17 protein-coding genes are annotated in these 20,954 nt (G+C 69.5%); 11 read left to right on the top strand and 6 right to left on the bottom strand.

Features of this window, described 5'->3' with window-relative positions; genetic code table 11:
* Positions 1–63 precede the first annotated feature (63 nt).
* Complete coding sequence (locus tag ElP_RS36120; protein ID WP_145279674.1) at positions 64–795, bottom strand: hypothetical protein; 732 nt, start codon at positions 793–795, stop codon at positions 64–66.
* Between the two features lie 367 nt (positions 796–1,162).
* Here ElP_RS36120 and ElP_RS36115 point away from each other — a divergent pair, with 367 nt between their 5' ends.
* From ElP_RS36115 to ElP_RS36075, 9 genes are all read left to right on the top strand, one after another.
* Positions 1,163–1,627, top strand: a complete 465-nt coding sequence (locus ElP_RS36115; RefSeq protein ID WP_145279673.1) for a hypothetical protein — start codon at positions 1,163–1,165, stop codon at positions 1,625–1,627.
* A gap of 75 nt (positions 1,628–1,702) precedes the next feature.
* Positions 1,703–2,101, top strand: coding sequence for an IS66 family insertion sequence element accessory protein TnpA (tnpA, locus tag ElP_RS36110; protein WP_231749923.1), 399 nt, complete (start codon positions 1,703–1,705; stop codon positions 2,099–2,101).
* On the top strand, positions 2,095–2,454 hold the full coding sequence (gene tnpB / locus ElP_RS36105) for an IS66 family insertion sequence element accessory protein TnpB (protein ID WP_145279672.1): 360 nt from the start codon (positions 2,095–2,097) through the stop codon (positions 2,452–2,454). Before tnpA ends, tnpB begins: the two co-directional genes overlap by 7 nt.
* Positions 2,455–2,522: 68 nt before the next feature.
* Complete coding sequence (tnpC, locus tag ElP_RS36100) at positions 2,523–4,064, top strand: IS66 family transposase (protein ID WP_231749922.1); 1,542 nt, start codon at positions 2,523–2,525, stop codon at positions 4,062–4,064.
* A 201-nt stretch (positions 4,065–4,265) separates the two neighbouring features.
* On the top strand, positions 4,266–5,177 hold the full coding sequence (locus tag ElP_RS36095) for a hypothetical protein (protein WP_145279671.1): 912 nt from the start codon (positions 4,266–4,268) through the stop codon (positions 5,175–5,177).
* 133 nt (positions 5,178–5,310) lie between these two features.
* Entirely contained in the window at positions 5,311–8,967 is a 3,657-nt protein-coding gene (locus ElP_RS36090; RefSeq protein WP_231749921.1) for a WD40 repeat domain-containing serine/threonine protein kinase, read from the top strand.
* 323 nt (positions 8,968–9,290) lie between these two features.
* Positions 9,291–11,573, top strand: coding sequence for a serine/threonine-protein kinase (locus ElP_RS36085; protein ID WP_145279669.1), 2,283 nt, complete (start codon positions 9,291–9,293; stop codon positions 11,571–11,573).
* Positions 11,564–12,529, top strand: coding sequence for an IS630 family transposase (locus ElP_RS36080; protein WP_197447185.1), 966 nt, complete (start codon positions 11,564–11,566; stop codon positions 12,527–12,529). Before ElP_RS36085 ends, ElP_RS36080 begins: the two co-directional genes overlap by 10 nt.
* Complete coding sequence (locus ElP_RS36075; RefSeq protein WP_145279668.1) at positions 12,526–13,164, top strand: hypothetical protein; 639 nt, start codon at positions 12,526–12,528, stop codon at positions 13,162–13,164. The genes ElP_RS36080 and ElP_RS36075 overlap by 4 nt, the downstream gene beginning before the upstream one ends.
* A gap of 33 nt (positions 13,165–13,197) precedes the next feature.
* Here ElP_RS36075 and ElP_RS36070 read toward each other — a convergent pair whose 3' ends face one another.
* Together ElP_RS36070 and ElP_RS36065 are read right to left on the bottom strand one after the other, a co-directional pair.
* Positions 13,198–15,156: a WD40 repeat domain-containing protein gene (locus tag ElP_RS36070; RefSeq protein ID WP_145279667.1), complete on the bottom strand. Its 1,959-nt coding sequence runs from the start codon at positions 15,154–15,156 to the stop codon at positions 13,198–13,200.
* A 387-nt stretch (positions 15,157–15,543) separates the two neighbouring features.
* Positions 15,544–15,933, bottom strand: a complete 390-nt coding sequence (locus ElP_RS36065) for a hypothetical protein (protein ID WP_145279666.1) — start codon at positions 15,931–15,933, stop codon at positions 15,544–15,546.
* Between ElP_RS36065 and ElP_RS36060 the strand changes: the two genes are divergently transcribed.
* Positions 15,920–16,450: a hypothetical protein gene (locus ElP_RS36060; RefSeq protein WP_145279665.1), complete on the top strand. Its 531-nt coding sequence runs from the start codon at positions 15,920–15,922 to the stop codon at positions 16,448–16,450. The two genes, ElP_RS36065 and ElP_RS36060, sit on opposite strands and share 14 nt — an antisense overlap.
* A 307-nt stretch (positions 16,451–16,757) precedes the next feature.
* Here the strand turns inward: ElP_RS36060 and ElP_RS36055 are convergent, their stop codons facing one another.
* The 3 genes from ElP_RS36055 to ElP_RS36045 all read right to left on the bottom strand — a co-directional run bounded on the left by ElP_RS36055 (position 16,758) and on the right by ElP_RS36045 (position 19,181).
* Positions 16,758–17,324: a PIN domain-containing protein gene (locus ElP_RS36055; protein WP_145279664.1), complete on the bottom strand. Its 567-nt coding sequence runs from the start codon at positions 17,322–17,324 to the stop codon at positions 16,758–16,760.
* Positions 17,325–17,327: 3 nt separating this feature from the next.
* On the bottom strand, positions 17,328–17,795 hold the full coding sequence (locus ElP_RS36050; protein WP_197447197.1) for a helix-turn-helix domain-containing protein: 468 nt from the start codon (positions 17,793–17,795) through the stop codon (positions 17,328–17,330).
* Positions 17,796–18,059: 264 nt separating this feature from the next.
* Complete coding sequence (locus ElP_RS36045; protein ID WP_145279662.1) at positions 18,060–19,181, bottom strand: NAD-dependent epimerase/dehydratase family protein; 1,122 nt, start codon at positions 19,179–19,181, stop codon at positions 18,060–18,062.
* A 506-nt stretch (positions 19,182–19,687) separates the two neighbouring features.
* Here ElP_RS36045 and ElP_RS36040 point away from each other — a divergent pair.
* Positions 19,688–20,947 (top strand): chromate transporter, encoded by a 1,260-nt coding sequence (locus ElP_RS36040; protein ID WP_145279661.1) that lies wholly within the window; start codon positions 19,688–19,690, stop codon positions 20,945–20,947.
* The last annotated feature ends 7 nt before the right edge of the window (positions 20,948–20,954 follow it).

The following is a 20,954-nucleotide window of genomic DNA, read 5'->3' as shown; positions in this document are numbered from 1 at the left end:
GCCGAACCCATGGCTCCTCAGACAGAAGATTCTTGGATTCTCGATACACGTAGCCTACGCCCGCTAGCGTCTTCGCTTTTTCAAAGCAGATTGACAGTACTTGAGGAGGTCCAGATCGATCAGTTCCTCCTCCAGAACGTCAAGATCGCCGCTTTCGAGCGTGCTTGCGACTTCGTCGATCAGATGGTCGGCGAATGAGGCCCAGGCCCTCTTCTTCGCTTGACGAACCCAATCCTCCTTGACGTGGATTCCTCGTTGTGTCGAAAGCCGCTCCACGATCTGGGGTGCGCGGAGGGTAGGATCGACACGGAGCAGCTCAAGCACACCGTGGTAAGCCGGCTTGTCGGCTTCGAGGGCCTTCCAGGCTTCCTCCAAGGCGGCCGAGGAGCGTTCTTCCCGCGCCAAAGAGTCCCAGGCACGTTCCTTTACGCCCGCTCTCCAAGCTTCGTCAAAGCCGGTCTCGGATGGGTCTGGGAGGGCTTCGGGTGTGGGCAGGTGTTGCCAGTGCTTCTGCTCGTTGCGTGCGTCACGCAACATGTGGAACAGGGATGTCTTCAAGTAGTCGCGAAACCGACCGCGACTGGGGTTTGCGCGTCGGAAGCGGCCTTCGATAAAACGGATGGCAAACGTCTGGCTCAGCTCCTTGGCTGAGTCGGGATCGCGAGTAGCACCGAGAAGGTATTTGTAGACCGCTCCGTAGTAATCCCGTAACAACGTCTCTCGTGCCCGGCACGCCTCGGCGTCGTCCCCATGAGCCTGGCGAAACAGCGTCCAACGGGTCTGCATCCTGCTCAAGCGGACCTCCGACGCACCCGGGCCAAGGTCTTCTGCGTCGCCTTGTTGGGAACTTGAACCGTCTTGAAGACTGGGCAACTCGTCACCGGCCTGGCGAGGGATCATCCGAACCGTCCTCATCGGGGAGTTGGGGGCCTCGTCTACCCTTCTTACTAGAGGTGTGACAGGGCGGGATGGACGAAGTCCACACACCGGTTCGGCTGAGCCTGCCCATGTCTCCCACGGCAATCATCTTCCCCATTCTGCCGTGTCGCGTCGGTGGTGGGATGGCTCAAGGGTCGTCACACTCCGGGTAGGTGATGGTGGGGAGCAGATCACGTGGCCTGCAAGTCCCGAAGACCCCACCCTCTCTCAGAAGGAGTTTCCCGTGAAGAAGGCAACTATTGTGGCAACGCTGTTCGGCGCCCTGCTTGCGTTCGCCGCGGCCGCCCAGACTGCGAAGGCTCAAGTCCCCCCCTCCGGTCTCCAGCTTGGCGCGAGCGTGACCCCGTTTGTGGGCCCGGCCCCCGGGCAGGGTCCCGCCGCGGCCGGCGGGCTGCGCGTGAATTACACCCAGCCGGGCTATCCCGCCCACGGGCTGCTGCTTCCGGGCGACGTCCTGCACGGCGGGTGGGACGGATACCAGTATGCTCCGCTGCTAACGATGGCTGACATCGAGGCCTTCAAAGCGCGCATCGGCCCGAATCGGTATGGCGCACTTCAGGTGTATCGCCCCGGGGTCGGTTACACTTATTTTTGGCTGAGGTTTACGCCCGTCGGCACTACCTTTGTGGCCGAGCTCGTGTCGGAGGCGCAAAAGCCGGGCGCTCAGGCGAAGTTCGAAGGGAAGTAAGCGTCTTACCAAGGACATCTTGCGGGGCCTGATATCATCTCGGGGAGAACAACCGTCTCCCCGAGGAGATGCCCCATGGCCCGACGAACCGGCAAGCCACGCGATCCATCCAGGGAGCGAGCCTGGCGGCGGACGATGGCCGAGCACGCTCGCTCTGGCCTCTCCATTGCCGCCTTCTGCCGCCGCGAGGGCCTGACGCCCCATTCCTTCCGCTGGTGGCGGCAGGAATTGGCACGGCGCGATCGCCAGGCCACGACCGACGGAGTAGACCAGGTTCCCGGCCCTTCCACCGACCTGGTCGTCCGCTCCGCCTTCCTGCCGGTGCGGGTCGTGCAGGATGCCCCCGAGCCGGTTCTCGAGCGGGTGCCGATCGAGATCGTGCTACCCGAAGGTCCGACGGTCCGGGTCAACCGCGGCTTCGATCCTCCGACGCTCGACGCGGTCCTCTCGGTGCTGGAGGCCCACCGATGCTGAGCCTGCCCCCCTCGGTCCGCATCCTGCTGGCCCGGGAGCCGGCCGACATGAGAAAAGGGTTCGACGGACTCGCGCACCAGGTCCAGTGCGTCCTCGCCGAGGACCCGTTCAGCGGCCACCTGTTCGTCTTCCGCAATCGACGCGGCGACCGGCTGAAGATCCTCTACTGGGCCGGCGACGGGTTCGCCCTCTGGTATCGACGGCTGGAGAAGGGGACCTTCCGGTTCCCCATCCCGAGCGAGGCCGAGGCGACGAGCGTCCCGGTCATGGCCGCCGACCTGCTGATGGTCCTGGAAGGGGTCGACCTCAACCGTGTCCGGCGGCGACCCCGCTACGTCCGCCAGCCGGCATGACACCCCGTCCGCCAGGAATTCGGCGGCCGGGGCCTCGCCGGTCGGTTGCTTGCGCTTATAATTGATTCATGAGCGAGGTCGACGCCCCACTCCCCGACGACCTGGCCACCTGCCACGAGCTGATCCGCCAGCAGGCTGCCACCATCCGGGAGGCCCAGCGACGGATCGAGCAGCTGGAGCACCAGGTCGGGCAGCTGCTCCGTCGGCAGTACGGCCCCCGCAGCGAGCGGCTCAACCCGGACCAGCTCCGGCTGTTCGCTGACGACACGGCCGAGGAGGACGCCGGGTCGCAGCCCGCCGAGCCGGTGCCCGAGGAGCGGGGGACGCCCGCCCGCACCTGGCGGCGGCGTGGTCGCCAGAGTTTGCCTGAGCACCTGCCCCGCGAGCGGATCGTCCTCGAACTGTCGGAGCCGGAGCGGGACTGCCCCGACTGTGGCCGGATCCGGATGCCCTTCGGCGAGGAGGTCAGCGAGCAGCTGGAGTTCGTGCCGGCCTCGCTGTTCGTCCGCCAGTTCGTCCGCCTCAAATATGCTTGTGGTTCGTGCCAGGAGCACGTGGCGATCGCGGCCAAGCCGCCGCAACCGATCGAGAAGGGGCTGCCCGGGCCGGGCCTGCTGGCCCAGGTGATCACCAGCAAGTACGGCGAGCACCTGCCGTTGTACCGCCAGGAGGACATCCTCGCCCGCCACGGCGTGACCCTCTCGCGGGCCACGCTCTGCGGCTGGATGGCCCGGGCGGCCGAGTTGCTCCGGCCGCTCTACGCCGTGATGATCGAGCGGGTCCGGGCCTCGAAGGTGATCTGGACCGACGACACGACCGTGCCGGTCTGGGACCCGACCCTGCCGGCGACGCGGACCGGGCGATTCTGGGTCTACCTCGGCGGCGCCCGAAACCCGTTCTGCGTCTACGACTTCACTCACCGACGCACCCGCGACGGACCGGAGCGGTTCCTGTCGGACTTCCGGGGCTACCTCCAGGCCGATGCCTTCACCGGCTACGACCGGATCTGTGCCGGGCCAGACGTGATTCGCGTCGCGTGCTGGGCACACGTCCGCCGCAAGTTCTACGAATGCCGGACCACGGCCCCCATCCTGGCCCATGAGGCATTGGCCCGGATCCGCCGGCTCTATCGGATCGAGACGGACTGCCGCGAGATGCCGGCCGAGGAGCGTCAGGCGATCCGGCAGCGGGACGCGGTGCCGATCCTGGCGGCGTTCGGGGCCTGGTTGGACGAGCAGTCCCGGCAGGTGCTGCCGAAGAGCCCGTTGGGCCAGGCCATCGCCTACGCCCGGAACCAGTGGCCGGATCTGCAGACCTACACCCGTGACGGCGAGCTGAGCATCGACAACAACCTCGCGGAACGGAGTCTGCGTGCTCAAGCGATCGGTAGGAAGAACTACTTGTTTGTCGGGAGTGACCGGGGCGGTCGGACGGCGGCGACCCTCTACAGCTTCGCGGGGAGTTGCAAGCGGCTCGGGGCCGACCCCTTCGCTTATCTCCGGGAGGTCCTGGAGCGGCTGCCGACCCACCCGGCGGCCCGGCTCGCGGAGCTGTTGCCCGACGCCTGGTTCGCGGCCCATCCGGACGCGCGACGCAAGGCCGCGTCCTGATCGGAGATGGCCGCGGTCCGGACTTGGACGCCCAGCCGATCGCGCGATATCCTCACAAACCGGCCCCGTGGGACGGCAGCCCCCCCATCGCCCACGCCAAGGGGATCTGGGCGCCCTTCGCATGACGGTCACCGCCCCGGATCGGTCGCGTGGGGGCGTCTCGGGTCGGCAATTGAGGTGCCATCTATCCGGGAGGTCGCCATGTCGCTGCAGGCCGCATGCCGGGCATCGGGCCTCGTCGCCCTCTGCGTCGTCGGATCCCTTGGGATCGGTGGACTCGCCCACGCGGAAGACGAGGGGCGTTGCTACGTGACGGAGGTCGTCTTCAAGAGCGAGGCGCGGGCCGAGGGCGCGGACGAGCCGGAGCGACTCGACGGCCGGATGGAGATCCGTCATCGCGCGGAGCGGAAGGGCCGGAGCCTCACGGTCTCGATCCTGTCGTTTGAGGCGGAGTTGGAGGGGGCCCCGGTCACGTCGCTCCGCATGAGTCGCGTCGGGCTGGTCGAGGTCCACGCCGACGGGCGGAGGCACGAGATCACCCGCGGCGAGGCGGGGCCGCTGGTCCGCCTGCAACTGGAGTCGTTCGGCCGGCCCGCCCTGCTGATCCTGCACGACCACGACGGGCGACCGACCGAGCGGCTGGACTTGGCGGTCATCGGCCCGATCGCCGACCTCAGGCTCGTCGAGACCGCGACTGCTTTCCACGTCGCCTTCCCCCGCCAGGAGCGGCGCTGGGATGCCGAGGTCGCCCTGCCGCTCGCGAAGGGGAAACTGGCCCGCGGCACCTTGAACTTCGAGAAGATCGCCGGGGAGGGGGCCGGCGACGTTCCTAGCGAGATTCCGGCCCGGGTCCGAGTCTCGGGGCAGTTGGCTCCCGTGGCCCCGGGAGAGGACGTGGAGCCCCTGCCCGCGGAGGTCGCCTACGAGGTCGAGGGCGTACAGGCCTACGACTTGCGGGCCCGGCAGTGGGTCTCGGGGGACTGGACCATCGACGTATCGGGCGAGGTGCGGGAGGGCGGGGAGACGAAGACTTTCTCCGGCGCCGTCTCGTTGACGCTCAGGCCCGCGCGCGAGGCCGGCGATGAATTGCCTCCGGCGGGCCCGAAGGACTGAGCAGTGCCGGTGAAGCGAAACCGTCGATCCAATTTCGTTCTGCCTCGAAACGGGGATGGTTAGACCGTTACATGGTTTCCCGCCCGTTGCTTCTGGTAGTGGGTGGAGCCCCTCTCGCCACGGAGGCCCACCGATGAGCGACGCCCTGTCCTGCCCGGGCTGCGGCCAGCTCCTGTCCGCCGATGCCCCTGTGGGGCTCTGCCCCGAATGCTTGCTCCGGATCGGCCTCGACGGCGGCTCATCGGGGCCAGACGCCGAGGCGATGAGCGCAGGAGCAAGGCGCCGGACGGCCCCCGATACCGCCGGGGACGCGGCAGGTCCGACCCGAGAATGGCCTCGTGATTCCGAGCCGTCCACCGTCGGGCCCGATGGGCGCCGCGAGCCCTCCGGGCCGGGCATCCAGCTCCGCCGTTTCGGCGACTACGAGATCCTGGGCGAAATCGCCCGAGGCGGCATGGGGGTGATCTACAGGGCCAGGCAACTCAGCCTGGACCGGCCGGTGGCCCTGAAGGTCATCCGCTCGGCGGGGTTCGCCTCGGAGTCCGAGATCCGCCGGTTCCGCGTCGAGGCCGAGGCGGCCGCTCACCTGGATCATCCCAACATCGTCCCGATCTACGAGGTCGGCGAGCACCAGGGCCAGCACTACTACAGCATGAGGCTCTACGATCACGGCAGCCTGAGCCGACGACTGCCGGAGCTTCGCGGCGACCATCGCGAGGTGGCAAGGCTGATGGCCACGGTCGCCCGCGCCATCGATGCGGCCCACCGGCGGGGCATCCTGCACCGCGATCTGAAGCCGGCCAACATCCTGGTCGACGCCGAGGGCCAGCCGCACGTCGCCGACTTCGGACTGGCCAAGCGGATCGAGGCCGACGGCGGCCTGACCCAGTCCGGCGCCATCATGGGCACGCCCGAGTACATGGCGCCGGAGCAGGCTGCCGGTCGGGCGAAGGAGCTGACAACGGCGGTCGACATCTACAGCCTGGGAGCGGTCCTCTTCGCGCTCCTGACCGGCCGGCCGCCGTTCCGAGGCGACTCGGTGATGGAGACCCTGAGGAAGGTCGTCGAGCAGGAGCCACCCCGGCCGCGGGCACTCGATCCGGGGATCGACCACGACCTGGAGACGATCGCCCTGAAGTCCCTGGAGAAGGACCCGTACCGAAGGTACGGCTCGGCGGAGGCGTTGGCGGAGGATCTGGAGCGGTGGCTGCGAGGGGAGCCGATCGAGGCCCATCCCATCGGCAATGGGGAGCGCCTCTGGCGATGGTGCCGGCGTAACCCGATTGCGGCGGGCTCGATCGCCGTCACGGTCCTGCTCCTCATCATCATCTCCGTCGGCTCGACGGCGGTCTCCATCTGCCTGGACCGACGTCGAGAAGCGCTCGAGGTCGAACGCGACCGAGTGGGCCGCCTGTACTACGCATCCCAGATGCAGCTGGCCGGCGCGATGAGGCGCGAGGGGAAGACGGGATTGGTCCGGATCCTCGATCGATTCCGCCCGCGTGAAGGGGAAACGGACCTGCGCGGCTTCGAGTGGTACTTCCTCCGCGGGGGGTGCCTCCGGGAGTTGCGGACCCTGGTCCTCGACCCCGAGGCGGAGGAGTCTTCGCGGAGACCTCCCGATCGTTCCGAGGTCGTCGCATTCTCGCCCGACGGGCGATTGCTAGCAACGGCGGGCCATGACGAAGTCTCCGTCTGGGAGGTCCGCACCGGACGCAAGCTGGCCTCGACCCGGAGGGCCGCATACGAGCAGATTCGCCACCTTGCCTTCTCTCAGGACGTCGAGACGCTCGTCATCGGGCAAGAGACCAGGCGGCTCGTCTGGGGCTTCGGGTCTCATCATGCGAAACGGATCGAACTGCTCGAGGTCTCCACGACAACGTCAAGGCAGAGGGCATCGCTCTTCGTCGCCGGGGGGAAGATCTGGATCAGGGCAGCTGACGATCGAATCGAGATATGGGACACGGGGGCGAGGGCCCGCCTGAGCGAGATCCGGCCGGAAGGCTGGCTGTTCCTCGACGCATCTCCCGACGGCGATTACCTGGCGACGGGACACAGACGAGGGACATCCAAGACCCAGTCGGGCCTCGCATGGACCATCACGCTGTGGGAGGCGAGCACGGGGCGTGAGGTCTGGACCATCGACGTCCCGACTCCGCCCTTGAAGAAGCTGATCTTCGCCCCGGATGGGGGGCGTTTACTCATCGAAGACGCCGACGCCATCACGGCGCTGAGCATCCCGGATCGGGATCGGCTCTGGGCCATCCCGGCGGGGCCATCGAGCGTCCTTGATGACAACTGGTATTCGACCGATTTCGACGACGCGGGTGAGTACCAACCCGAGGGGCTAAGTGGCGAATCGGATGTTCATCGCTATGCGGAGAACGGGAACCTGGTGAATGTGAATCGGGTCGAGTTCCGCACATCGCAACTCGGCCGCACGTCGGTGCATCGCGACACGTTGACGTTCTCCCGTGATGGAGGGATGCTGGCGGTCCTGAAGCGATCGCTCCTCATCCTGGACCCGTCGATCGGCGATCTGATCGCCGATCTCGGTGCGGACTGGTCGGGGCCGGTCGCCTTCTCGCCGGACGGCGGGATGCTGGCGGTCGGAGGCTCGGACCACACCGTGAGGCTCTGGGACATCGCCGGCGCCCGGGACGTGGGCACGCTGGAGGGCCACTCGTCGTGGATTGACGACATGGCCTTCTCCCCGAGCGGATCCCTCCTCGCGACGTCGAGCCGGGACGGGACGGTGAAGCTCTGGAGGATCGACCCCGGACCGGACGCGACTCGTCGGCTTGCCGGCCACGCCGATGCCGTCTGGTCGATGGCGTTCTCGGCAGACGGCACACTGTTGTCGACCGCCGCGATCGACAGCACGGCGACGCTCTGGGACACGTCGACGGGACGGCCGATCGAGACGCGTGGTCCCGGGACGCAGGGGAAGGTATCGAGTGCGGGAGGCGACGCATCGCCCGGGCGTCCCCTGACCCTCTTCGCGCCGCAGGGCGACTTGATCGCCCTCCTCGATGCCGAAGGGGAGCTCGTCCTGGCCGGCCCCGGGGAGGCGTTGCGAGGGGTCCGACACCTGAAGGGCACGACTCGATTCATGAAGTTTTCCCCTCGGGGTCGATTCCTGGCAGTCTCAACGATCAGCCCGTCGCCGGCGAGGGGGACGCAGCTGGCTCTCTACGATGCGTCGAATGGGCACCTCATCTATGGAGTCAGCCAGGGCACGAACCCACTTCCTGCGAACGCGATTGCGTTCTCACGAGACGAGTCCAGGATTGCCTATCAGACGGCGGTGGGGAACCTCCTCATCCTGCATCCCATCTCCGCACCGACGCGCGACTGGAAAGACAAGGCCATCCGGGGCCTGCCAGAGACGAGCGATGCTTTCGACATGGGGACGATCCTGGCGCCCGACTCTGCCGCATTCTCGAGCGACGGCACGTTCATCGCAGCATGTAACGGATCAAGTAGAGTCACCCTTATTGATTGGGCCGGCGAGACGACCGGATCGGCCGTCTTCGAGGATGACGAGCGGCACCGCATCACCTCGGTGGCGCTCGGACCCGACGGGACGCTCGCGACCGGGTCCGCGGAAGGGCTCGTCAAGCTCTGGGACCCGGTCCTCCGCCACGTCCGGTTCGTCTTCGAGGAGCTCCCGGACGTCGTGACCCATGTGCGGTTCTCCCCCGACGGGACGATCCTGGCCGCAGGATGTCGGGACGGGTCGATCACGCTCTGGTATGCGACCGATTCCGATCATCCGATGGCGCGATGACGAGGGAGCGAGGTCCGGTTTGACTCGAGCGGCGGCCCGGACGGGCGAGCCCCCCCCCGCGTCGCTCATCGCCTCAACATGGCGTCTGCTTGATGGAGACATCCGTGACGCATCCACGGCTTCACGCCCCGCCGGAGCCGCGACGGCCTGAGCGGTTCCCGGCGGGCTTCCGGGGGCTACCCGCAGGCCGATGCATGCTCCCCGAAAGGGCGTGGCGTAGCCGGTGATCGGAGCGGGGTTTCAATCGCATTCCCCGGCCCCGGTGGATATCCTACAGAGACGGAGTCCGACGCGGGCCCCAGCAGACGGGGGAGGGGATCGTGATGGATGACCGAACCCACGACGGCGAGCGGCGTCGACAGGTTCGGGGCCGGTCAGGTTCCATTGGAGTCGATGCTGGCGCCCCCAACTCCTCCGTCCGCGACGACCTCGACGAGACCATCCCCCACGGTGCCTCGACGGCCGAGCACGACTCACAGCACAGCAACGACCGACGGCCCCCTGAGTTGCCCGACGACTATGAAATCCGGCGTGAACTGGGCCGGGGCGGCATGGGGGTCGTCTACCTGGCGTGGCAGAAGTCGCTGGGCCGGGAGGTCGCCGTGAAGGTCCTCCGGGGCGGCCAACCGGCTGCTGGTCCGGCAATCCGCCGCTTCCTGGAGGAGGCCCGCCATCTGGCCCGCCTTCGGCACCCGCACATCGTCGCGGTCCACGAGGTCGGGCGCGACGCCCGCGGCGAGCCCTACTTCACGATGGACTTCGTCGACGGCGAGCCTCTGACAGCCCTGCTGGCCCGCGAGGGCAGGCTCCAGCCCGGCCGGGCCGTTGCCCTGATCTGGCAAGCCGCCGAGGCGGTGAGACACGCCCACGAGCAGGGCCTGATCCACCGCGACCTCAAGCCGGGCAACATCCTCGCCGACCGCGACGGCCGGGCCTGCGTCACCGACTTCGGCCTCGCCCGCGACCTCGCCGGCTCCGCCGGGCTGACCGGCACCGGCGAGCTGATGGGGACCCCCGCCTACATGGCCCCCGAGCAGGCCCTCGGCCAGGCCGACCTCATTGGCGAGGCCACCGACGTCCACGCCCTCGGCGCCGTGCTCTACGAGATGCTCGCCGGCCGTCCCCCCTACGGCAACGACACCCCGGCCCGCGTCCTCGCCCGCATCCTGGACGCCGAGCCGACGCCGCTCCGTCGCATCGATCGTCGCATTCCCCGCGACCTGGAGACGATCTGCCTGAAGGCGATGGCCAAGGACCCCGCCCGTCGCTACGGCTCCGCCGCGTTCCTGGGAGACCTCCGCCGCTTCGAGACCGGCCTGCCGTCGCTGGCCCGCCGCCCGGGCCCGCTGCTGCGGTCTTGGAGCCTCACCCGCCGTCACTGGAAGACGCCGGCCGTCGCCGTCTCTCTGACCGCGGCGATCCTCGGCTCCTGGGCCGCCTTCATGCCCGGCCCGACGACCCCTCCCTCCGCGACCACGTCGACCGACGAAGCCCGCACGCTGGTCGCCGCCGGCGACGAGCACCACGAGCACGGCGACCACGCCTTGGCCGCCCGGTTCTACACCGAGGACATCAAGCGATCCGGCGGCGACGCCCGCCCTGAACTCCTCGCACGCCTCGCCCGTTGCGTCGGGGAGGTCGACGACGTGGCTGCCGCCCTGGAGGTCGCCATGATCGCCGCCGAGCAGGCCCCCGACCTCTCCTTCGGCCGCCACGACGAGTTGATCGCGCGGATCCTGATGAACCGCGCCAGCGGCATCGGCACCGGTACGATCTACGATCCCGAGAAGGGCGACGAAGTCGCCGACGTGAGCGACGTGGATCGGCCTGTCCTGCAACTGGCATCTGACCGGATCCGCCTGTTCCTCGATGGCCCATCCGGTACCCCCGCGAAGCGGGAGGAGGCCGAGCAGGCCCTCGCGAGCATCGAGCGGAAGCTCCGCGGGGCGCCGCTCGATTACGGTCGCCACGAGGGCCCGTTGCCCTGGGAGATGGTCCTGCCCGAGGGTACGATCGAGACGCTCCGCGCCGAGGCGGCCGACCCCGACCTCCACCCGCTCGACCGCGGCAAGGCCGCCTACGTCCTCGGCACCGAGCTGGAGGCCGCCGGCCGGCCCGACGACGCCCTGACCGCCTACCGCGACGCCTACGAACTTGTCCGCCCCGTCTTCCCGTTCTACGCCGAGGAGGCCGAGGACCCCGACGACCCCCGGACAGGTGACGACTCCCGCTTCGACGACGAGGGCAACCTCCAGCTCCTGCCGATCATCGTCGGGGCGATCTGCGCCCTGGACCCAGACGCCCCCGACCCGCTCCAGGGCGGCGTCCTCGTGCGGCTCGAAGGGGTCACGATCCCCGACCCGATCAGCCAGTCTTTCACGCTGCGTCTGGTCGACGCCGAGATCCCACCGGATCGGGCCAAGACGCTCCTTTCCAGGAACGAGGCCCATCGCCACTCCGCTGGCCAGCTCGGCCGGGACGTCGAGTTCCTGACCGGTGCGCAAAGGCGGTCAAGTTTTCGTTCCGGTAGAATCAGGGGATGGAAGCCTCGAACTTCATCCCTCATGATTGGCGTGAGTGGCGGAGGTTGCGGGCGTTGGACCTGAAGCAACAGGGCGGGCGCCAGCGCGTCATCGCTGAGGCCCTGGACGCCTCCGAGGAGACGATCAGCCGCTGGCTCGCCCGTGCCCGACACGGCGGCCGAGAGGCGCTGCGCTCGCACCCCGCGCCCGGCCATCCGTCCAAGCTCTCGGGCGTCCAGAAGCGGCTGATCCCCGAGTTCCTCTGGCATGGGCAGGAGGCCTACGGCTTCCGCGGCCAGGTCTGGACCCGTGCCCGAATCGCCCTCGTCATCGAGGAGGAGTTCGGCGTCCGCTACCACAAGGCCCACGTCGGGCGGTTGCTCAGCGAGTTGGGCTGGACGCCCCAGGTGCCGATCCGGCGAGCGATCCAGCGAGATGAGGAGGCCATCCGCCGCTGGCGGGACGAGAGCTGGCCGGCACTGCGACGGCGGGCGAGACGCGAGCGTCGAGTGCCGGTCCTCGTGGACGAGGCGGGGTTCTACCTGCTGCCGGGCCTGGTCCGGACCTACGCCCCCGAGGGGCTGACGCCGGTGCTCCGCGAGAAGGTGACGCGCGACCACCTGTCCGTCATGGGCGGGCTGACGCCCACAGGCAAGGTCTACACGCTGGTGCGGCAGGAGTCGCTGAATGGGCTGCACAGCGTCGAGTTCCTGATCCACCTGCTCCGCGTCGCGGGGGAGCGGCTGCTGGTGATCGGGGACGGCTCGCCCATCCACCGTCGTGCTGCGGTCAAGGACTTCGTGTCGGGCACGGGCGGCCGGGTCTGGCTGGAAGCGCTTCCGGGGTACGCCCCTGACCTCAACCCGTGGGACGAGGGGGGCTGGCATCACCTGAAGAACGTGGAGATGCGAAATCTCGTATGTCGAGACCTGGAGGAGTTGCACGAGCAGTTCCACCTCGCCGTCGGACGCCTACGCCAGAAGTCACATCTGGTCCGAGCCTTCTTCGCTCAGGCCGGGTTGGAGATCGGGGGAACTTGACCTTCTTTGCGCACCGTTCAGTCAGCGACGGGCGGCGGGCCGCGCGGGTGGGCGTCGCCCCTGGCCGTTACTGCGTGAGCCTCACCACCGGCCACTGCCGCTACATCCATCCCGAAGACGAGTCAGCCCACGAGGCCCTGGCCCGCTTCTGCAGCCTGCTGAAGATCGAGATGGCACACCCTGCACACCTCGATTTCTGGCCACGGGCGCTGGAGGTCCGCGACGGCACCGTCGCGCTGCCGCCGATCCGGCTCCGGCTCCTTGAGGAGATCGTCCTACGCAGCCCGAAGCCGGGGGCCTCAGTCGATCTCCGCGAGGAGTTCTTCCGCTGGGATCACCTGGAGGTCGGCCGCCCGGTCCGCTACGGGCTCAATTTCTCGACCCTCCACGGCCGCGGCAGCATGGGGTACGGAGGGCCCGCCGACCTGACCGACCCGCGCGTTTGCCTCGGCATCCTGGAACCGTTGCCACGCAACCAGCTGAGTCTCCTGAGCGAGGCCCTCGTCCCCGGCTTGCGCGCCGACTGGAGCGTCGATGCCTACGATGACGACGGTAACCACATCGGAAGATCCGTCGGGGCCCGCGAGTTCATCGTCGCCCATGGGTTCCAATCCATCGGGAACGACCAGGACTGACGCCCAGCATGGGGTCAGGTTCCAGGATGGCCCTCACTCCTCGAGGTCCAGTTCCCAGATCTTCACCTTGCCGGATTCCTCGGCTGCCGCCAGCCGCCGGCCGTCGGGGCTGAACGCCAGGTCCCAGAGGAATGCGTGAGGCAGGAGCGCCAGCCATTGCTGGCCGGTCGCGGAGTCGAAGATCCGGACGGCTCCGGACGATGCCGACGCGATCCAGCGGCCATCCGGGCTGTATGCCAGGGCGCCACCCTGGGAGACGGGGAAGGTCAACTCGACCCGGCCGGAGTCCACGTCCAGGACGACGATCTCTTCCCCGTTGCTGTTCGCGGCGATCCGCTCGCCGTCGGGGCTGAAGGCGAAGTTTTCGACTCCCAGGAGGTCACTGCGCGGGACGGGGATCGTCCGCTGCCACTCGCCGCGGGCGGTGTCCAAGAGCTCGATCCCTTCCTGGGTGCCCACGGCAAGCCACGTGCCATCGGGGCTGTAGGCGACCCGATTGAACCGCCGGAGAAGCGGAAATGCGACGACATTGAATTGTTCCTGTCCGGTGGCCGGGTCCCAGGCCGTGATCAGGCCGAGGCTGGACGCGACCAATTGCTGACCATCGGGCCGAAAGGCGAGGGTTTCGTTGAATTTCCCGGGCCAGGTCCGGAGCCGTCGGCCTTCGGCGGCATCCCAGAGCGCGACCCCCTCGCTGCCGAGCGTCGCGAGCTGGTTGCCGTCGGGGCTGAAGGCCACGGCGTTGACGAAGCCGGGATCGGCCTGGATCACCCGCTCGACCCGGCCGGTCGTCGCGTCGCGGATGGCGACCTGGCCGCGACCGCGCCGGTCGGAGACTTTGACGGCGATTCGATTCCCCTCGGGATCGAAGGCCACGGCCCGTTCCGCCCCGTCGAGGACGAGAGCCAGCCGCGCCCCATCCAGGTCCCAGGACCAGAGGCTACCCTCGCCGCCGCCAGCGCCTCCCTTGCTGCCGCCCGCGGCGGCGTGCCGGCCGTTGGGGCTGAACGCGACGCAAGTGACGCCCTCATCGACCGACAGCCCGACCCGAGTCATCCCATCCTCCAGCTCCCACACGGCGGCCGAGTGATACCCCGCGGTGACCCGACCGGCCAGGAGCTTCCGGTCTCGGCTGAACGTCGCGAGCTCCAGGGGCTCTTGCTGGCTCTCGGGCCCGAGAACGTCCAGGAACACCCCGCGATAGAGGCCCTCGAGGTGGACGCTCCTGATCGGCCGACCCGTGGTCGCGTCGCGGAACGTGACGAGGCCATCCTGGGTCGCCGAGATGATCTGCCGGCCGTCGGCATCGAAGGCGGCGCGGCCCAGGCCGTCCAGCGAGAGCCGCTGCCGACCCGTCGACGCGTCCCACACCTTCACCGTACGGCCCGCGTCTTGCGTGAGGAGCCGGGACCCGTCGGGGCTGAACTCGACGTGACGGACGTGATCGGCGTGGCCCTCGAGGGCCAGCAGTTCCCGGCCGTCGGACGCATCCCAGACTTTGGCCACGCGGTCTTCGCCGTAGAGCAGGGCCGCGGCGAGCCGCTCGCCGTCCGGGCTGAAGGTGAGGCTGGTGATGTTGGCCTCGTGGCCCCGGAAGCCGAAGAGATCCTGGCCGCTCGCGGCGTCCCAGATCTTGACCATCCCGGAGGAGTCGGAGGTGGCCAGGCGTGCGCCGTCGGGCCGGAACGCCAGGTGGCCCCGCCTCACAGGCAGCCGCATCAGCTCCCGGCCGGACCCGACCTCGCAGAGCTTGACCTCGGACTCGGACGCCGAGGCAATCCGGGCACCATCGGGGCTGAACAGCACCTCGTGTACCCGACGCTCGTGGGCCTCGATCCGGCTCGGGGCCTCGATCGCGGCCCCGAGCGGTTCGCCGTGCCCCGCCAGCAGGGTCGGACAGAAGATCGTGGCGAGGGCGGTCGCCCTCCTGCGACCAGACCACTCGGAGCCCGAAGGCCGCGAGGCGGATGAGCCAGTGTATCGCGCGTTCATGCCAATTCCCTCCCGCCGATTGAGGAACGGGCCGAGCGGCTGCCTGAATACCTGAAGGGACAGGGTGGTCCTGAAGCACGGTCAACCAATAGAAATCCCCGGGGCCTGCCGGGTAGCGCCGGGCTGGGGTGGAGACACCTCGGTGGGCCGGCGGCAGAGGGTGATCATTCTCAGGGTAGCTGCCAGGGTTCGGTAGGAATACGCCAACACGAGCCGCTGACCTGATCCGGCGGGATGAGGGAGAGCAACCCGTGTCTATGGACCCGGCGAGTCTGGGTCCCAGTCGGATACCCGGTGGTAAACCGCACTCATGCGATCCACGTGGGAATGACCACCAAGAGGCCACGATGGCTGCCGAATCGGATAGGAGTGTGGTTCGCAATACGCTTACCAACGACCGCGCGTCCCGGACGCACCCGCCTGCGGCGTCGGGGACGGCTCGCACAGCCAGTCCGGCCGGTGCAACCCGGCCCGCTCCAGCGAGCGGCCGACGGTGCGGGGCAGCACCGGGCCGCCGGCGGGCTGCCCGGCCTGCAGGGAGCCGAGCACGGCGGCCATCCCCCGCAGGGCCTCGGGGCCGGACCCCGCCGGCGCCAGGGCCCGCAGGGCCTCGGCCAGTCCCCGGGCCCGGCCGGCCAGCTCGGCCTCGTCGGGCGGCGGGGCCCCGCTGTCGCCCCCGCCGACGGGGCGGGCGGCGTCGGCCCGGACCAGGGCCTCGAGGACCGCCTCCAGGGGGGGCGCGTCGGGCGGCGGGGCTGCGGGGGTGGGCGGCGTCATCGACGCGTCGGCGACGCCCGCCTCCCCCGAGACGCCCCCGAACGCGAGCTTCGAGAGCCCGGTCCCCTCGGGCCGCCTGGGCCTCGCCGTCGCCCCGAGGGGCCGCGCCGTCGCCTGGCGGTTCGGCCGGTCGGCGGGCATCGCCCGGGAGGACGGCGCCTTCGCCCGGAACAACCCCACGCCGGCCGGCTCCCGGGTCGCCTTCATCCGCAACCGGGGCCATCTCCGGCAGGTGGTGTCCCTCCGGCCGGGCCGGGCGTATGCCGTCAGCTTCCTGGTGGCCCAGCGCCTGCTCGACGACGGGACCGTCGACCGCCAGGCCCTCCAGGTCCGCATCGGCCCGAGGCTGATCGGCGACTTCACCCCCGCGAGCACCGCCGACGGCCGCTTCGTCCGGTTCACCAGCGACGCATTCACCGTCCCCGATGCCAGGCCTCGCCTGCTCTCCATCAACGGCACCAACCGCAAGCGGGGCGAGGACACGGCCCTCGTCGACCAGATCGTCGTCACGGGCTAGGTCCCGGTGACGTGCCCCGACTGCGCCTCCCGCCCCCATCCACGCATCGGGCCCCGATCCCGCGGAAATCGCAGGGGGTTCGTCGCCCACGCGGCTGCCCAGGGGATCGTCCGCGGCCCGGAGCGGCCTCGGATCGACGGGGGCGCACCCGTCGCCGGTCGGCGTGGATCCGCCGGCCCCGCAACGGGATGCGTCGAACACGCCCGCCGACGAGTCGCCGAAGGCTGCGTCTCCTCCCGCGATTCGCGCACCCGATGCCGGATCCGTCGTCTTGAACCCAGGGGATGCGACCCTCGCCGAGTCCGCTTTAGATCTCCGACGAATGCGGCCGCAGCCGGTTCACCGTCTCGGCGAGCCGGCACTGCTCCAGCGTGGCCAGGTACTCGGCCGCCGTCCTCGGCGGCCTCCGCAGGCCCGCCCGCTGCCGCCGCACCGCCTCGAGGACCGCCTCGCACGACTCGTCCAGCAGCCCGACGACGAACTCATCGGGGCCGATCGCCTCGACCCCGTAGGCAGCCAGCACCGACCCGGGGAAGTCGCCCAGGTTGTAAGTCACGATCTGCCCGGCCCCGGCGTGGATCGCCGCCGCCAGCACGTGGCGGTCGTCGGGGTCCGGCAGGCCCAGCCCGGGGATCAGCGGCTCGTAGCCGGTGACCAGGCAGTAGGGGACGTGCTCGTCCATCAGCCGGCGGCAGCGGGCCAGGCTCGCCGGCGTCAGGTCCGGGCGGTTGGCCAGGACGTTGCGGATCCACTCCTCGTGGATCTCGTCGGTCCAGCGGGCCTGGAACAGGTCCGCGGTCGCCAGCCGCATGAGCAGGTCGCGCAGCGGGGCGGGGTAGAGGACGCAGGCATCGAGGAGGACGATCAGGGGCACGGCTCAGTAGCCCATCCCGAGGTCCTGGCTCAGCGCCTGGAGCTCATCCAGGGCGGCATGCCGCCGGGCCAGGTGGTCGGCCTTGTAGGCGAGCAGGTCGGCGAGTGGCACGCGGCGATGGGTGCCGACCTTGCGGCAGGGGATGGCCCCCTCGTCGAGGAGCTTGACCAGGTGGGGGCGGGAGACGTTGAGCAGGTCGGCCGCCTGCTGGCTGGTCAGCTCGGCCTGCAGGGAGGTCAGGGCGACGGAGTGGCCCTGGCCCAGCTCGGCGAGGGCGCCGGCCAGCAGGCGCACGGCCGAAGGTGGCAGGGCCAGCTCCTGGGTCGTGGAGCCGGAGGTCACCGTGATGCGGACGCCCTGCTTCTGGTCGCTCTCCAGGACGGAGGCCAGCTTGGCGCCGGTCTCCCTGGCGAGGGAAGCCTCGCCGTTGGTGGGGGTGATGACCTGGTTGCCGTTGCAGAGCTGGGGCATGGGTGCGTCCTCCTGGCGTGTCGTGGGACACGATCGAGGATAACATAGGGCCCCGTCAATCGCAATAAACGAAATGCCGCGGGCTCCTGGATGATGGCAGGGCCTCATGGGTCCGTCGGTTCGGGGCTGCGTCTCCTGGACCGATTGACGCATCGGCGATCGTCCGCTCCATCAGCAGGATGGACGGCGCGGCCGCCGGCTCCACGGCCTTGCGGGCGACCTCGGCAGCCGCCGTCGAGCCGTCCCGATCCCCGTACCCGGCACTCACCCCTGCTCGTCGCGGGCCTTCCACGCGGCGAGAACCTCCGCCTCGCGCCCAGGCGCCAGCCCGGCGCGCAGCCGCGACCGACGCTCCTCGGGCTGGGCCTCGAACCATTCCAGGGTCGCCCGCGCCGTCTCGACGATCGGGCGGAAACCCAGGCCGACCCCGATCGCCTTCGCGTTGCTCACCCGGGCGAACCCGGCCGTGTCCCCCTCGGCGGGGACCCAGGCCGGCATGTCGCTCCAGGCGCTCACCCCCTGCTCGGCCAGGAACCTCGCCGGGACGAAGGTGAACGTGGCATCGGACCCGGCCGCCTCCTTGCAAGCGTCGAGCATCCGCCCCATGGTCAGCCCCCCGGCCGGGCCCAGGGCGTTGAAGACGCCCGTGGTCGTGCCCTCGATGAGCGTGACGAGGAACTCCCCCAGGTCGCGCACGTCGATGAGCTGGACCGGGTCCTCGGCCGAGCCCGGCGCCAGCACCTCCCCCCCGCGGGCGACGCGCACCGGCCAGTAGGCGAACCGATCGCTCGGGTCGTCCGGCCCCGCGATCAGCCCCGGCCGGACGACCGTGACCCGGCCCGGCATCGCCTCCTCGGCGGCCTTCTCCGAGAGCGCCTTCAGGGCGCCGAAGGTCTCGCCGTCGACCTGCTCGACCGTGGGGTCCGCGATCTCCGCCAGGGGGGCCGACTCGTCGGTCCCCGGCTTCGTGAGGCTGGCATAGGCCGAGATCGAGGAGATGTAGACGTAATGCCCGATGTTCGGCCCCAGCACCGCCGCGGCCGACCTCACCCAGCGCGGGATGTTGGCCGAGGTGTCCACGACCGCGTCCCACCGGCGCCCCTCGAGGGCCTTCAGGTCGTTGTCGCGGTCCCCCCGGAGCTGCTCCAGGTCGGGGAAGAGTCCCGGCCGGGTCCGGCCCCGGTTGAAGAGCGTGACCTCGTGCCCCCGCCGCAACGCCGCCTCGACGGTGTGCGGCCCGAGGAATCCGGTCCCCCCCAGCATCAGGATCGTTTTCGGCCTGGCGTCGTTCGTGGCCGCGCCCGCGATGCGCGGGACGCCCGCCCCGGCCGCCAACCACGGCCCGGCGGCGGAGGCCCGCAGGAACCGGCGGCGATCGATACGCATCGGCCATCCTCCTCATGTCGTCCAGATCGGCCCGAAGCCATGGATGTCCGGTCCATCGGCCCCGCCCGGCCCCCGAATGCCTCGGAGCTTCCCGACGGGGGCCTCGTCCTGGCGATCGATCAACTCTTGCAGGTTCGCGTCATTTCGCCAGAGGCGCGGGCCCGCAGTTCCGGCAGACTTACCCGGCATCCGGGTCGTTGGCGAAGCGCCCGACGCGCCGGACCCCCGCCCCCCGGTGGATCTCCACGCCCCGTCGTCGCTCCCGAGTCGGCCCCCAGAATTGATTGAACGACCGGCACCGAGAATCGCTTCGCCTTTTGCCCCAAATGACGCACCCCGCCAAACCGTCCGAGAAGGGCCCGTCATGGATCACGAGCCCAGATCCGGGACAGCGGGTCGGTCCGCAGGAGGGGACTGGCGGGGAAGATCCCTTCCCTTTTGGGTGCCGGGTACGCTACTTTGCCATTTTGTAACCATGGTTACAAAAGATGGAAGGGCACATCCTTATGAGCACGATTGAGAAGATCGACCCGGTCCAGGCCACGACGGAGACGCCGACGGGCACGGCCCCGGCCTACACGCTCGGCCAGCTCGTGGCGTACATCCTCCGCCTCGGGGCCCTCGGGTTCGGCGGGCCCGTGGCCTTGGTCGGCTACATGCACCGCGACCTGGTCGAGCGGCGGCGGTGGATTTCCGAGGCCGACTACAAGGAGGGGCTCACCCTCGCCCAGCTCATGCCGGGCCCGCTCGCGGCCCAGCTGGCGATTTACCTCGGTTACGTCCATTACCGATTCCTCGGGGCGACCCTCGTCGGGGGTGCCTTCGTCCTGCCCTCGTTCCTGATGGTCCTCGCCCTCGGGTGGGCCTATCTCGGCTTCGGCGGCCTCGATTGGATGCAGGCCGTCTTCTACGGCGTCGGGGCGAGCGTCATCGCCATCATCACGCTCAGCGCCGTGAAGCTCACCCGAAAGACGCTCGGCACGGACCGGCTCCTCTGGGCCCTCTACCTCGTGAGTGCCGCGGCCACGATCATCACCGAGACGGAGAACGTCCTCTTCTTCCTGGGTGCCGGGATGGTCGTCGTCGCGGCCCGGTGGCGGCCGTCCCGGCTGCGGCCACCGGCCGCGACGACGGCCGGATGTTTTGCCCTGCCGCTGGCGATGACGACGCCGGTCGCCGTGCCCCTGAACGACCTCTTGCTTCAGATCGCCCTGTTCTTCACCAAGGCCGGGGCCTTCGTCTTCGGGAGCGGCCTGGCCATCGTGCCGTTCCTCTACGGGGGCGTCGTGAAGGAGTACGGCTGGCTCGATGACCACCAGTTCTTGGACGCGGTGGCCGTGGCGATGATCACGCCGGGGCCGGTGGTCATCACCACCGGGTTCATCGGCTACATCGTCACGGGCCGCGTAGGCGACCCGTGGTCGGGGCTGCTCGGTGCTACCGTGGCCGCCCTCGCGACGTTCCTGCCCTGCTACTTCTTCACCATCATCCCGGCCCCCTATTTCAAGAGGTACGGGAAGCGGCCCGGCATCGTCGCCTTCGTGGACGGCGTCACCGCGGCCGCAATCGGCGCGATTGCCGGGGCATGCATCGTGCTCGGGCGACGCACGCTCTTCGCCGACGGCTGGACGCTTGAGGTCCCCAAGCTCGTGCTCTTGGTTGTCTCGCTCGGGCTGCTCATGCGATTCAAGAAGCTGCCCGAGCCCGTGGTCATCCTGGGGGCCGCGGTCGTCGGGCTCGTGCTCTGGCCCTTCGTGCGGCCATGACAAGGGG

It is taken from the genome of Tautonia plasticadhaerens (assembly GCF_007752535.1).
GTDB lineage: Bacteria > Planctomycetota > Planctomycetia > Isosphaerales > Isosphaeraceae > Tautonia > Tautonia plasticadhaerens.
The sequence above is the reverse complement of the archived record's forward strand: the minus strand, read 5'-3'. Positions and strand labels throughout refer to the sequence as shown.